The sequence below is a fragment of the Geobacillus sp. B4113_201601 genome (genome assembly GCF_001587475.1).
In the GTDB taxonomy this organism is placed as follows: Bacteria; Bacillota; Bacilli; order Bacillales; family Anoxybacillaceae; genus Geobacillus; species Geobacillus icigianus.
Genome location: NZ_LQYX01000096.1, coordinates 5,293 through 5,741 on the forward strand (window position 1 = coordinate 5,293; position 449 = coordinate 5,741).

The window sequence follows — 449 nt, forward strand, 5'->3', positions numbered from 1 at the left end:
CTCACATTTCGCACCCTTCCGACGAAAATCGGGAGGATTTTTTTGCATCGATGTGGAATGAATCCTTGACACACAAGGAATGCAAAGGAGTTTGTCCACCATGGATGTTCAAATTTGTGAGATTTATGACAGTTCCTATTTGAATATAATAAGTGCCCTTTTCCAAGATCTTGACCTTCCCCAGCTCATCGATCGGCTGGTTCCGGTGGATCCCCAATGCCAAACCCGAACCAGCGATGCAGTCAAGCTGATCCTTCTGGATATCTTGAGCGGACGACAAGCACTCGTCCATTTGGAGCGATGGGCGCATGAGATCGATTTGTCGAAGCTGATCCGGCCGGGGCTGAAGCCTTCTTGGTTCAATGATGATGCGTTGGCTCGTCATCTCGACCGCCTGTATGAGGCGGATATTCACAAGGTGATCAGCACTTGCTTGATTCACATTTATC

At 48.3% G+C, this 449-nt stretch carries 1 protein-coding gene; it reads left to right on the forward strand.

The window, feature by feature from the left end; genetic code table 11:
- Positions 1-100: 100 nt before the first annotated feature.
- The coding region (locus B4113_RS19020; RefSeq protein ID WP_153017161.1) for a DUF4277 domain-containing protein at positions 101-449 on the forward strand (349 nt) is incomplete at its 3' end.